13 protein-coding genes, 1 pseudogene and 1 riboswitch are annotated in these 13,043 nt (G+C 54.5%); of the genes and pseudogenes, 4 read left to right on the forward strand and 10 right to left on the reverse strand.

Annotated features, from left to right (window positions below; genetic code table 11):
* Nucleotides 1-96 precede the first annotated feature (96 nt).
* Both OGY08_RS12270 and OGY08_RS12275 read left to right on the forward strand, forming a co-directional pair.
* The gene (locus tag OGY08_RS12270; protein ID WP_009652501.1) at nucleotides 97-1,212 is read left to right on the forward strand and encodes an efflux RND transporter periplasmic adaptor subunit; all 1,116 of its coding nucleotides are present in this window, start codon (nucleotides 97-99) and stop codon (nucleotides 1,210-1,212) included.
* Complete coding sequence (locus OGY08_RS12275; protein WP_016154444.1) at nucleotides 1,209-4,268, forward strand: efflux RND transporter permease subunit; 3,060 nt, start codon at nucleotides 1,209-1,211, stop codon at nucleotides 4,266-4,268. The genes OGY08_RS12270 and OGY08_RS12275 overlap by 4 nt, the downstream gene beginning before the upstream one ends.
* A 168-nt stretch (nucleotides 4,269-4,436) precedes the next feature.
* Here OGY08_RS12275 and OGY08_RS12280 read toward each other — a convergent pair whose 3' ends face one another.
* The 6 genes from OGY08_RS12280 to OGY08_RS12305 form a co-directional block, all read right to left on the reverse strand.
* Nucleotides 4,437-4,697, reverse strand: a complete 261-nt coding sequence (locus OGY08_RS12280; RefSeq protein ID WP_016154443.1) for a cation-transporting P-type ATPase — start codon at nucleotides 4,695-4,697, stop codon at nucleotides 4,437-4,439.
* Nucleotides 4,698-4,806: 109 nt separating this feature from the next.
* Nucleotides 4,807-5,181, reverse strand: a complete 375-nt coding sequence (gene crcB / locus OGY08_RS12285) for a fluoride efflux transporter CrcB (protein ID WP_016154442.1) — start codon at nucleotides 5,179-5,181, stop codon at nucleotides 4,807-4,809.
* Between the two features lie 34 nt (nucleotides 5,182-5,215).
* Nucleotides 5,216-5,851, reverse strand: coding sequence for a 2,3-bisphosphoglycerate-dependent phosphoglycerate mutase (locus OGY08_RS12290; RefSeq protein ID WP_223175621.1), 636 nt, complete (start codon nucleotides 5,849-5,851; stop codon nucleotides 5,216-5,218).
* Nucleotides 5,852-6,228: 377 nt separating this feature from the next.
* Nucleotides 6,229-7,515 carry a phosphopyruvate hydratase gene (eno, locus tag OGY08_RS12295; RefSeq protein ID WP_009652415.1) on the reverse strand — a complete coding sequence of 429 codons (1,287 nt, stop codon included), beginning with the start codon at nucleotides 7,513-7,515 and terminating at the stop codon, nucleotides 6,229-6,231.
* Nucleotides 7,516-7,530: 15 nt separating this feature from the next.
* On the reverse strand, nucleotides 7,531-7,959 hold the full coding sequence (locus OGY08_RS12300) for a universal stress protein (protein ID WP_009652460.1): 429 nt from the start codon (nucleotides 7,957-7,959) through the stop codon (nucleotides 7,531-7,533).
* Nucleotides 7,960-7,962: 3 nt separating this feature from the next.
* The gene (locus tag OGY08_RS12305; RefSeq protein ID WP_009652407.1) at nucleotides 7,963-8,925 is read right to left on the reverse strand and encodes a DHHA2 domain-containing protein; all 963 of its coding nucleotides are present in this window, start codon (nucleotides 8,923-8,925) and stop codon (nucleotides 7,963-7,965) included.
* A gap of 42 nt (nucleotides 8,926-8,967) precedes the next feature.
* A riboswitch (Fluoride riboswitch) is annotated at nucleotides 8,968-9,042 on the reverse strand.
* A 116-nt stretch (nucleotides 9,043-9,158) separates the two neighbouring features.
* Here OGY08_RS12305 and OGY08_RS25300 point away from each other — a divergent pair.
* A pseudogene (locus tag OGY08_RS25300) lies at nucleotides 9,159-9,302 on the forward strand (Tn3 family transposase); the annotation flags it as partial.
* Between the two features lie 120 nt (nucleotides 9,303-9,422).
* Here the strand turns inward: OGY08_RS25300 and OGY08_RS12310 are convergent.
* The gene (locus OGY08_RS12310) at nucleotides 9,423-9,635 is read right to left on the reverse strand and encodes a YdgH/BhsA/McbA-like domain containing protein (RefSeq protein ID WP_009652456.1); all 213 of its coding nucleotides are present in this window, start codon (nucleotides 9,633-9,635) and stop codon (nucleotides 9,423-9,425) included.
* 290 nt (nucleotides 9,636-9,925) lie between these two features.
* Here OGY08_RS12310 and OGY08_RS12315 point away from each other — a divergent pair, with 290 nt between their 5' ends.
* Nucleotides 9,926-10,276, forward strand: coding sequence for a DUF3147 family protein (locus OGY08_RS12315; protein ID WP_016154441.1), 351 nt, complete (start codon nucleotides 9,926-9,928; stop codon nucleotides 10,274-10,276).
* A 371-nt stretch (nucleotides 10,277-10,647) separates the two neighbouring features.
* Here the strand turns inward: OGY08_RS12315 and tnpC are convergent, their stop codons facing one another.
* Genes tnpC through tnpA form a run of 3 tightly spaced genes read right to left on the reverse strand, consistent with a single transcriptional unit; the run spans nucleotide 10,648 to nucleotide 12,960 of the window.
* On the reverse strand, nucleotides 10,648-12,183 hold the full coding sequence (gene tnpC, locus OGY08_RS12320; protein ID WP_032430836.1) for an IS66 family transposase: 1,536 nt from the start codon (nucleotides 12,181-12,183) through the stop codon (nucleotides 10,648-10,650).
* Nucleotides 12,184-12,232: 49 nt separating this feature from the next.
* The gene (gene tnpB, locus OGY08_RS12325) at nucleotides 12,233-12,580 is read right to left on the reverse strand and encodes an IS66 family insertion sequence element accessory protein TnpB (protein ID WP_000609174.1); all 348 of its coding nucleotides are present in this window, start codon (nucleotides 12,578-12,580) and stop codon (nucleotides 12,233-12,235) included.
* Entirely contained in the window at nucleotides 12,577-12,960 is a 384-nt protein-coding gene (gene tnpA / locus OGY08_RS25210) for an IS66-like element accessory protein TnpA (protein WP_001201739.1), read from the reverse strand. Before tnpA ends, tnpB begins: the two co-directional genes overlap by 4 nt.
* Nucleotides 12,961-13,043 lie beyond the last annotated feature (83 nt).

Consider the following 13,043-nt stretch of genomic DNA (forward strand, 5'->3'; position numbering starts at 1 on the left):
CTTTTTCACTTTTCTTGACCAAATCTTGATGGTTCGTCGAACGTATCTGGACACACCTGCGGTTTACTCATGGCAGCATTTTTTCCGGAGGCTGCCATGCCATCATATTCATTCATCCCCCTGATAGCGTCTTTGCTTTTCTGGCGACGGGGCTCAGCCCTGGTTTTCGCCCTCGCCCTGCAACTGACCGGCTGTGATAATGAGCCGGTATCCCGCCATGTCCCACCAAGACCGGTGATGACCACGGAGGTATCTGCCGGCAATCATGGCGGACAGACGCTGATGACCGGTGAAATATTGCCCCATGAAGAGACGATTATCGGCTTCCGTACCGATGGCCGGATGGTGAAACGACTCACGGATGTGGGGCAGTCAGTGGTTGCCGGGCAGGTACTGGCTGAACTGGATGATACCGATTTGCGTAATCAGTACCGCAGTGCTCAGGCGGCAGTACAGGAAGCCGAGGCAAGCGCCAGGCTTGCTGAGATAAACCTGCGACGCATGACGCTGCTTGCCCCGCAGGGTGCGGTTGCCCGGGTTCAGCTTGACGAGGCCCGCACAAACCGCGACACGGCAACAGCAAAACTGCAGAGCGCTCAGGCCGACCTGAGCAGTGCAGCGGACCGTCTGGGGTATGCGCGACTGCTCTCACCGGTTACCGGGGTGGTCACCACCGTCAGCGCCGGTCCGGGACAGGTAGTGACCACCGGACAGGAAATCCTGCGGGTGGCGCAGTCAGGGGCCCGTGATGCGGTCTTCAGCGTACCGGGGGCTCTGGCTGACACCCTGAAACAGCAGCAGACACTCACCCTGCGTATGGCGGATAACCCGTCGGTGTCGGTAACCGGAACGCTGCGTGACATCAGCCCGCAGGCCGACACACAGACCCGGACCTGGCGGGTACGCTATGACCTTGAGAATGCACCCGCGGTAATGGCTATGGGGGCGACGGTCACCGGGTCATTACCCCTGGGCGGCAGTGAAGTGTTTCAGGTACCGGCATCTGCCCTGACGAGGAAAGAACAGAAACCGGCAGTGTTCGTGGTGGACACCGGCAAAAATCGCCTGCGCCTGACACCCGTTGACATTGCGGCCTATATGACCGATTCGGTGCTCATCCGCAAAGGGCTGACAGCCGGTGAACAGGTGGTCACTGCCGGGGTCAGTCAGTTACGTGACGGGGAAAACGTGCTGACGGAGAACCAAAAATGAAAAATGTTATGCACGCTTCCGGCGGTTTTAATCTTTCTGCCTGGGCACTGGCCCACCGACAACTGGTGGCTTTTCTGATGCTGATGGTCACGGTGACAGGCGTCATGAGCTTTCTAAATCTGCCGCGCAGCGAAGATCCGGCGTTTACCATTAAGACCGCCGTGGTGTCGGCACAGTGGCCGGGCGCAACGGTAAAAGATACCGTCAGTTTCGTCACCGACACGCTGGAGAAGAAGCTCCAGGAAATCCCACATCTGGATTATATCGAGAGTTACACGCGTCCGGGCTCGTCGGTGATTTTTGTGAACCTGCGTGATGACACACCGCCGTCAGAGGTTGCGGGTATCTGGTATAGCGTGCGGAAAAAGATGGACGACATCCGGGCATCCCTGCCGGACGGCACCACCACCCCGGCCGTGGATGATGAATTCGATGATACATACGGCACAATTTATGGCTTCACGTCGGACGGCTTCACTCCCCGGCAGTTACGCGATACCGTCGATGATATCCGGACATCTCTGCTGGCTGTTCCGGGAACAGGGAAAGTTACGCTGCTGGGTGACAGCGAACAACAGGTGGTGATTGCTTTTGATCCACTGAAACTGTCGGGAATGGGACTCGATCTTCAGCAGGTGACGGCGGCTCTGCAGGCACAGAATGCCGTCACGCCCGCCGGACGTATCCGGACATCACAGGAAAATATGTCGGTGGAAGTCAGTGGCGCCTTCACATCCGTGGACAGCCTGCGGCAAATTGTGCTGCATACCGGAAACCGTTTTATCCCACTCACCGATTTGGCCACGGTCACACTGCAGCAGGCAGATCCGCCCTCACCGGAGTTTAGGGTTAACGGTAAACCAGCACTCGGGCTGGCGATTTCGATGGCTCGCGGTGGAAATATTGTTGATTTTGGTCGGGCGCTGAACGCGACGATGGACAGGATCCGCACGCATCTTCCTTACGGGATCAGTGTGGAGAAGGTGGCAGACCAGTCGGCCGTAGTCAGTGACGCGGTGGGAGGATTCGTCCAGGTGCTGGTTGAGGCCGTTATTATTGTGCTGGCCGTTTCTTTTGTTTCGCTGGGCAGCCGGGCAGGTCTGGTGGTCGCCGTGGCCATTCCGCTGGTGCTGGCCATGACATTTACCGGGATGGAACTGGCCGGAATAGGGCTACAGCGAATCTCCCTCGGTGCCCTGATCATTGCACTGGGACTGCTGGTTGATGATGCCATGATCACCGTAGAAGCCATGGTGTCGCGGCTTGAGGCTGGCGATGCCCTGAGTGTGGCCGCCACGCAGGTATTTCGTACCACCGCGTTCCCGATGCTGACGGGGACACTGGTGATGATTGCCGGATTTATACCGGTGGGATTTGCGGCATCGAGCGCAGGAGAATACTGCTACTCCCTGTTTGTGGTGGTACTGACAGCGCTGCTGAGCTCATGGCTGGTTGCGGTTCTTTTCTCGCCGCTTACCGGCGTCTGGTTACTGCCGGAACAGCATTCACATCAGTCACATAAGCACAGTTTCTTTCACCGTCATTATACCCGCCTGCTCGACCGGGTGATGCAGCACCGGCGCAAGACACTCGGTTGTGCCCTGGCGATACTGATATTGTCCGGGGGCGGAGCCCTGCTGATGCAGGGTGAGTTTTTCCCAGCGTCCGATCGCCCGGAGCTGCTGGTGAGCCTGACTCTGCCGCAGAATGTCAGCCAGGCACAGACGCACCGCGACGTCCTGAAGTTTGAAGCGAAGTTGCGCGATAATCCTGATATTGACCATTACTCAAGCTACATCGGTTCCGGCGCTGTGCGTTTTTATCTGCCGATGGATGTTCTGCTGCAGAAAGAGAACATTGCCCAGCTGGTCGTAGTGGCGAAAAATGAAGCGGCGAGAAACCGGCTGCAGAAACAGCTTGAGCAGATCCTGTCGAAAGATTTCAGTACGCTCACAACCCGGGTATCCACACTGGAGCTGGGCCCTCCGGTGGGCTGGCCGGTCAGATACCGGGTATCCGGGCCGGATAATACCCGTGTACGTGAACTGGCCACGCAACTGGCAGGGATGATTGCCCGCAATCCCGATACCCGGGGTGTCAATCTGACGTCCGGTGAACCGGAGCGGGTCATCCGTCTGCGGGTGGATCAGACGCAGGCGCGTGCCACCGGCATGACGTCTCAGTCACTGGCAGGAACGCTTGCCACGCTGTTTTCCGGAACCACCGTGACCACCCTGCGCGACCGTAACCGCCAGATTGATGTGGTGCTGCGGGGAAATGAAGCCTCACGACAAAACCCGGCGTTACTGAATGCTCTGATGCTGACATCATCGACCGGGAATAAAGTTCCCCTGGGACAGGTCGCCACGCCAGAATGGACGCTGGATGATCCGGTTATCTGGCGTCGGCAGCGGTTGCCGTTTATCACGGTTCAGTCGGATACCGCGCCCGGCGTTCGTGCAGAGACCGTGTCATCGGCACTCTCTCCGGTGGTTGCCGGTTTCCGGGAGAGTCTCCCGCCGGGTTACAGTGTGGAGGAAGGTGGAGTGGTTGTGGAATCGGAGAAAGGAAACAGCTCAGTGTATGCGGTATTGCCTGTCACGCTGATGGTGATGCTGTTACTGCTGATGATTCAGTTACAACGCTTTTCGTCGATGCTGCTGGCCCTGCTGATGGCACCGTTTGGTTTGCCTGGGATAGTTGTGGCTATGCTGCCTTTTGGCATACCGATGGGGTTTGTGGCGCTGCTGGGGATCATTGCACTGGCCGGGATGATCATCCGTAATGCCGTCATTCTTATTAGCGAAGTGGATGTGGGGATGAAAAATGGTTTCACTGCGGATGAGGCGATCAAAGTCGCCGCGCTGCACCGTTCACGCCCCATCATGCTGACCGCTTCGGCGGCCATTCTCGGGATGCTGCCGATTGCCCGGGATGTTTTCTGGGGACCGATGGCATTTGCCATTATTGGTGGGCTGCTTTCAGCCACACTGGCAACGCTGACACTACTGCCGGCAGCAATAAGTCTAATCTTTCACTGGAAACCGTATCCCTGACGAGTCCTGCCGTATCATCGCCTAGTGCTTCGACTAATGATTGCAACCCGCGGATATGGGGATGACCGTCGCTGCCGGTTGCGACTGCTAGGATCATGGCGCCGGACGCCGCCATGACCTGCTGGATCGTGGTGAACTCAGGAGGGGATTCGGCGTGTGAGACAGCGACTATCTGTGACCTCCGAATGAGGTGAATGGATGGTTCGTCGTTGTCTGAGCGCGCACTGGTTCAGTCGTCTTTCCCAGAACCACTTCAAGTACCAGCGCAATTTCGAGCATCCAGGGGATGGGACCCAGCAGACGTTTGAGGATAGCACGCACCTGGTCCGGAGGCTGTTCACGCACTTCGTTATAGCCACATTGACCCAGCCGGGTCTGCACCTCGGCTTCGGAAAGTCCCTTCACGATATTCTCAGGGAGCATCTCCATACACCCTTCTCCGGAAATACCTGACCCGGCAGGTCAGGTATGTTGTTATGGCGATAAAATGAAAATCTGCCGGAGACATGGCGCGGTTAAGTGTATGGCGCATATGCTTTTACAGCAGTGTCATCACAAAGAAACCAGTGGCAGTCATCAGAAGCGAGCCAGTTACGTGCGTCAGTACGGAAATGACAGCCCATGCATAATTGCCATTCTGAAGTAACACCACCACCTCAGCAGAAAAGGTGGAAAAGGTTGTCATACCGCCACATATGCCGGTGGTAATAAAAAACTTCCAGGCGGGATCAAGGTGAGGCTGCCGGACAAAAAAGGCCAGTGCCATACCGATGATAAATCCGCCAACCAGATTAACCACCAGGGTACCAGGTGGAAGATTGGGGAAAAGTGCATTGAGACGCATGGACAGTATCCAGCGGATCACACAGCCGATCGATCCGCCTATCACCACCGCGAATAATGATTTGTACATACCACCTCGCTGAAATCAGGGCACCATCAGACCGTCATTCAAGGGAATAACGTGCGGTGATGGCCCGTTTTTCATTCATTTCATACAGTACGGGGATTCCCGTCAGGACATGCAGATCGGGAACCTTATTTTCATCAATCTGCTCAATAAACATGGTCAGCGCACGCAGTGTATTAGCATGACTGACCAGCAACATGGTTTCGCCACTGGCGACGCGCAGGACAATGACGTGGTGCCAGTAAGGCAACAACCTTCGTTGCGTCATTTCCAGACTTTCTCCCCCCGGCAAATCCGTCAGGGACACATGACGATAACGTGCCTCACGATGAAGTGAAGCAGGTGCATCCGGCAACGGAGGGGAGATACCACGATAGCTCCTCCGCCAGTGATAAACGATTTTCTGGCCAATCTGTTGAGTGGCTTCATCTTTGTTCATTCCCTGAAGCGCACCGTAATGACGTTCATTTAACCGCCATGATTTGTCCACCGGTAACCACAATTGATTCAGCGCTTCCATTATCAGCCAGAGCGAATGAATTGCCCGGTTCAGAACGGATGTGCAGGCTCCATCTATGATTGTAGTGGCACACTGATTCCGGACCGTTTTATCAGGTTTGCTGCGCGCCGGGTTTCCTCCACTCCTTTCAGCATCAGCGGGACATTTTCCCATCCGGTAAAACGATTTTGCGATTCAACTAACTTTCGCCATGGCGGAGTAAAATAATTTTCCCCATAACAACTACCTGTCTGTCACCCACAACTGAACCGGAAGGACCTGAACCCGTTGAGTTGTTTGTACTGATTACCCGGATTTACCTGGACTCCGGTCAAGGAGGTGACGCATCAGAAGATGGGCACCGCTCCCGATGAACAGCGCGATTACAACGGCACTGGTATCATCCGGCAGTATATTAAAAAAGGCATCAGCGATCAGGAAAACCAGACAGTTTGCCTGGATCCCCGTTGCTGTTACAGTATGAGTATTTTTCCGTTCACAGAACCACCCTACCCCTTCCCGTATCTGAGCATACGGGAAGGGTGACGGAATCAGCGTTTTTTGAAGGCGGCTTTACCGGCGAAGATGGCGGCATCACCTAATTCATCTTCAATACGCATCAGTTGATTGTATTTCTCAATGCGCTCCCCACGGCTGGGTGCACCGGTTTTCAGGTGACCAGCCCGCAGGCCGACGGTCATATCTGCAATGAAGCTGTCCACGGTTTCCCCGCTCCGGTGCGAAATAAAGGTTCCCCAGTTGTTATCCTGACACAACTGGACGGCTTCGATGGTTTCACTCAGGGTGCCTATCTGGTTCAGTTTGATCAATGCGGCATTGGCCAGGTTTTCATCGATACCTCGCTGGATATATTTCACATTGGTCACAAAGATATCATCGCCAACCAGCTCAACTTTATCGCCGAGCGCGCGGTGCAGGAGCTGCCAGCCGGCCCAGTCGTCTTCCGCAAGGCCATCTTCAATCAGGACTATCGGGAAATCCTTCACCAGTTGCTCATAGTAGCGGGTCATTTCGTCGGCGCTGAGCCGGGTATTTTCGGTACGCAGGGTATATTTCCCATCGACGTAGAATTCACTGGAGGCCGGATCCATGCAAATAACGATATCTTCGCCTGGGCGGTATCCCGCCTTGCTAATTGCCTCCACGATAAGCTCCAGCGGCTGACGGTTTGAGGAAACGGCCGGTGCAAAACCGCCTTCATCGCCCACGCCGGCGGATAAACCTTTTTCCAGCAGGACCTGACGCAGGGCCTGGTAGACCTCACTGCCCCAGCGAATAGCTTCGCGTACGGAAGAGGCTCCCCATGGTGCAATCATAAACTCCTGAAAATCAGCGCCCTGCCAGCGGGCATGAACTCCGCCGTTAATGATATTCATACAGGGAACCGGCAGCAGATTCGCGCCGACGCCACCCAGATAGCGGTAGAGCGGGGTAGAGGATAGTTGTGCCGCCAGGCGGGATACTGCCAGCGATACGCCAAGGATCGCATTAGCACCCAGCCGGCCTTTGTTTTCTGTGCCATCAAGGGCAATCAGACAGTTGTCGATTTCTTTCTGGCGGCGTACATCGTAGCCCTGCAGGGCATCGTTAATTTCGGTATTGACGCACTGGACCGCATCCTGAACACCTTTACCGCCAAAACGTGTCTTGTCATCATCGCGATGCTCGATGGCTTCACGGGAGCCGGTGCTGGCACCGGAAGGAACGGAGGCACGGGCCATACTGCCCCCTACAGAAGTCACTTCAACCTCTACGGTCGGGTTACCGCGGGAATCCAGAATTTCTCTTGCGATGATACATTCAATTTCAAAGCTCATAAGTTTGACCTTCTTTTAAGGGGCTGGAATATGTTTAATCAGAACATCAACAGAAAGGTGATTGATGAATTCGAAAGAAAAGGAGGAAAAAACCCCGAACAGGCGGTTTTCATGCCCCAGCATGACCAGATCGATATCTTCATGCTGAACAACGGCCTCAACGTCCCGGAAACGATGGATGCTGACGATGGACCTGACGTTGATATCAATACTGCTGGACTCCACCAGACGGCTAAGCATTGCCTTTGCATCAATAACTTCGCGGGACTGACGGTCTTTGGTTAATGAGTCACTGGTATAATCCAGTTCCCTATAGTCAGCACTGAGATGCCCGACAGTAATACGGGTGCCCATCTCTTTTGCCAGACGTTCTGCCTGCTCAAGCAACAGCAGACCATCGGTTTCATTCTGTACAAGTAACAAGGCATGCCGGTAAATTTGCATAAATCACCTCTTATAAGAAGCGAAGCGGTTGGTCAGCCAGGGGAGGATTTCTTTTTTCCGGCTTGTCATGCCGGGCAGCGATACCTGGCGGGAGCCTGTCAGGCTGCTGTCTGAAAAAAGCAAAACGGAGTTCCGGCTGGTAATGTCTGTCACCATCAGGATCACCATGTCCAGCACGCTGTCCTTGCAGGTTTTATCCATTTCCTGCAGTAGCTCAGGCAACAGGGGAGTAATATCAGCCATGTCGCGGACCTCAATTTGTGACAACAACAGCGGCACATCATGGATCCGGTAATTTTTGGCGTCACGATTGAGTAAAACCGACGCGGATTGCCCGGTTATATCTGTTTTGGCTCGCAGCAGCCCTGTCACAAACTGGTCATAATCGATACCGGCGATTTCCCGCAAAACAGCCACGGATTCCTGATCCTGAGTGGTGGTGGTGGGACCCGTCAGCGCAACGGTATCACTGAGGATCGCCCCCATCAGCAACACAGCCTGAGCGGCAGTCAGCGGCATCGGAATGTCATGCATGAGAATTGAGAGAATTACTGTTCCGCAGCATCCTACCGCCCGCACCCAGACATCCGGTGGATTGCGGGTAACAAGGGTACCAATACGATGATGGTCAATGATGCCGATGACGTTGCTGTCCATCAGCGAAGACGGTCCCTGCTCTGCATCCGTAAAATCAACCAGCCATACGGTTTTATCTGTCAGATCGACGGTGAGTAAATCGGGTTGTGAAACACCCGCAGCGTTGAGGATATAACGGGTTTCCGGGGTGATATCCCCCAGGCGCCAGGGCGTTGCGGGACGACCGGTGTAATTAAGCCAGTCAGCCACAACCAGCGCGCTGCAAATAGCATCGCTGTCAGGATTTCGATGACCGAAGACATAAATCGGATTATCTCTTTGAAAAGAGAGAGATTCTGCGGTAAGCGGTAATGTGGTTTTATTTTGCATAGCTATACCTGACATACATGCCTATAAGAGGACAACTTCATCTGTATATCAGGCGCCATCATCCGGTGTTGAAAAACCGGCGGTTGGGAAAGGTGGAGCACCATCACCTTGTAAATCAATCTTATATGGGCCTTTGCATTAAATCAATATTTATTGTTGGCCCTCGGTTTCGTACACACAAGTACATCCTGTCCCGCCAAAAACGTTTACAATAGTGCGCCGAATGAAGCAATTTATACCTTCTTAATTATATTTATGATGAGTATTATCGCCGACGTATCCTGACTCAGCTTAACCGGAGAGAAGGTCGTAATGCAGTGGCTAGGGCAATCTGTTATGGCCAGCGTGGTGAGATCAGAAAACGTTACAGTGAGGGATTGCGTGTGAGGTCGCCAGCGGAACCAGATGCATCCCACTGGGGGACAGCCAGTCCGGCTATTTGCTCTGCGACCATCTCTTGCGTTAACTGGTCAGGTTCAGGGTAGTACAGTCCCGGGTTACTTATCTAGGACTGCAGTCATGCGGGCAAAGTTGTTCTGGTCAGCACTGGTGATGCGGTAGGACGAAGCACCGGATTCCTTGGCGATAGCGGCAATTTTCGCTTCCGCGTTGCTGAGTGTGTCAGCAGTAACACTGACTGACTGGGCGAAGCCAGAGAAAGAGACTACGGAGAGCATACTGGCAGCAACAAGCAGTTTGATATTTTTCATGGTCATATTCCTTGGGTTATCTGGTCATCTGGTGATACCGGCATCATCGCCGTCTCACCTGTTGATGTGCATTAAAAACCCTGTAGTAAATACAGGGTCAATAAGTTATTTTGTAAATTATTGTTGGCTGTGTTTTTTCGTTTTCATACAACCCAGCTCTTGAAAGAGCCTCACCGTGGCTGACGAGGCATGAGAAAATACGGCCGTAACAGACACCGCGAAACCGGGATTGCGCTGGGGAGATAGGTCGGTGCAGGGCCGTTAACTTACAGGATTAGTGAGGGTTTATGATGTTATGGCTACTGATTAAGTACGCGATCACCGCCGGAATGGTTGTTTTTATCTCTGAAGTTGCCAAGCGTAGTGATCGGCTTGGTGGTCTTGTCGCCGCGCTTCCCCTGGTTACTGTGCTTGTGCTCGTGTGGATGAAGCTGGAAGGACAGAGTCAGCAAAAAATAGCCAATCATGCGTGGTATACATTCTGGTATGTAGTGCCGACACTACCTATGTTTTTACTATTCCCTGTTTTCTGTCAGCGATTTGGCTTTTGGATCACGCTGGGTAGCTGCTGCGTCGTAACCGTCCTTATTTTCTTTTTGTGGGCCAGTGCGTTACGCCGTTTTGGCATAAATCTGATGTGATAATGTACGCTGTTGTGAAGCCAACTGCACTATTGCCGGAGGAAACACCGACTAACTCCGAACCATATCAGGCTTTTTAACAGGATAAGAGAGTTTTCAAGGGGGCCGGCTTCCTGCCGGAAGCGCGGTTCTTTCTGTCAAAGACAAATTCAGATGTTCTGGGGAGGTGCGGATATTACAACTATTATACTCGCTGTCTTTCCTTATTGATAATGTCACCCTGATTTCCCGGTTTTAAATGTCACTTTCTGCTGATTTCTGATGAAGAAAAAAGGGCAGTGAGCTCATTTTTTCAGGCTTGATTTGAAAAGAGAGGGTTCAGCCAGAACCGTAAGCGTGCAGTGAGAACCGTATTGACGAAGTGAAGCTGGTCAGGCAGGCAGAGTAACCCGCCACGGGAGCAGAGCACCCACCCGGTTCACAGGCCAGTCGGCGATGACATCAAGTACATAATGCAGATAGCGTTCCGGATCCACGCCGTTTAATTTGCACGTCCCGATAAGACTGTACAGTGACGCACCGCGCTCACCACCATGATCCGAGCCGAAGAACAGCCAGTTTTTTCTCCCCAGACTGACCCGTCGTAGGGCGTTTTCGGCAATGTTATTATCCACCTCCACCCAGCCATCTTCTGCATAGCGGATCAGCGCCGGCCACTGGTTCAGCGCATACCCGAACGCCTTCGCCAGTTCTGAGTGCCTTGAGAGGGTTTTCTGTTTCTCCCGCAGCCACCCCTCCAGTGACGCCAGCAGCGGCAGCACTTTTTGGTGCCGGACTGCCTGCCGTTCCTCTGCTCTTTTACCTCTGATCTCCGACTCGATGGCATACAGCTCGCCGATCCGTTTCAGCGCCTCCTCCGTCAGGACTGACGGGGTACGGACGTGAACATCGTGGATTTTTCGGCGGGCATGGGCCCAGCACGCGGCTTCCTTTATATGGCCGTCGCGGTAGAGCTCGTTGAACCCGGCGTAGGCATCAGCCTGCAGTACGCCACTGAAGCCTGCAAGATGGGTCTGAGGGTGGATACCTTTTCTGTCCGGGCTGTAAGCGAACCACACTGCGGGGGCCAGCGCTGATCCGGCGTTGCGGTCGTCTCGAACGTACGTCCATAAGCGCCCGGTCTTCGTCTTCTTATTGCCCGGCAACAGCACCGGGACAGGCGTATCGTCAGCATGGAGTTTGCCGTCGGTCAGGACATAGTGCTGAAGGGCTTCATCCAGCGGTGCCAGCAGACGACAACACGCATCCACCCAGCCCGACAGTACAGAACGACTCAACACTACACCCTGGCGGGCATAGATCTCCGACTGGCGATACAGCGGTGTGTGCTCTGCATACTTTGAGGTCAGCACTCGGGCCAGCAGCCCCGGTCCGGCGATCCCCCGTTCGATGGGGCGCGAAGGAGCCGGGGCCTGAACGATGCGATCGCACCGACGGCAGGCATGCTTTTCACGGACTGTCCGGATAACCCGGAAGGCGCTGCGCATCAGCTCCAGCTGTTCGGCGGCATCCTCACCCAGGTAACTCAGCGAACCACCGCACTCCGGGCAACGCGGCTCAGTCGGCAGCAGCCGCTTCTCATCCCGTGGGAGTGACTCAGGGAACGGTTTGCGGGTGCGGGTCTGACGCAGCGGGCGCTGCACTGCCGGGTCATCCACCCGGCCGGTCAGCGTATCGCTTTCCTGCTGCAGCAGGTTCAGGTCAGCTTCCATTTGCGCGATACGGCGGGATACCTTTTCGGAACGACTGCCGAAGTTCATCCGGCGCAGCTTATCCAGTTGCGCCTGCAGATGGTCTATTTCGCGTTCCCGGTTGCTCAGCTTTTCCTGCAGGGCGTGGATCAACGCTTCCTGTTCGGCCAGGCGCTGTTTCAGCAGAAGGATGTCGTCAGAAGAGGTATCGTTCATAAGCCTGTATTTTACCAGGCTTATTCTGCGACAACCAGGATAAAGAGCGCTACAACATGGTCAGGGATGTCAGTAACCGCTTTGGCTGTCGCCAGTCGATACCTTCCATCAGCATCGCCAGTTGCGCCGGCGTCAGGAACACTTTGCCATCGCGGGCTGAGGGCCAGGCGAAGCGACCACGTTCCAGTCGCTTTGTCAGCAGGCACAGACCATCGCCGGTGGACCAGAGCAGTTTTACCTGACTGCCGCTGCGTCCCCGGAAGATGAAGACGTGGCCGGACATCGGGTCATCTTTCAGCGCGGTCTGCACCTTTGCGGCGAGGCCATTGAAGCCGTTGCGCATATCGGTGATACCGGCAACCAGCCAGATTTTTGTGCCTGCGGGAAGATTTATCATACCGGCCCCCGCATCAGTTCGCGCAGGACAGTGCTCATGAGTTCAGCAGAGGGATGAGTCAGTGTTATTTCTCCTCCCCGACATTTTATGTGGCAGGTAGCGGGAGGAGAGCAGGATGGTAGTTCGAAGGTTGGGAGAGAAGAGCCCGCCTGAAGCTGCACGGGTATCAGGGCAGGAAGCGACGATGAGTTTTTTCGGGGCCGACAGACCCGCCCTTCACGCTGCCAGAGCCTTATCCATTTAAAGAGCAGGTTATCATTGACGTCATGTTTCCGGGCCAGTGCGGCAATACTGCCTTCTTCTTCAAGAGCCAGCCTGACCAGTTCCATTTTGAATTCAGGGGAATAGTGTTTCCGGGGAAGTCTTTCTTTAGCGCGCATGAGGTGTCCACCTGCAAAATAAGTGGGTGCTTAAGTTACAGGATCCTGGATTCGGGACCAGACGGTACTCAGACGACGCTTAC

The organism is Citrobacter sp. Cpo069, assembly GCF_030332785.1.
Lineage (GTDB): Bacteria > Pseudomonadota > Gammaproteobacteria > Enterobacterales > Enterobacteriaceae > Citrobacter > Citrobacter portucalensis.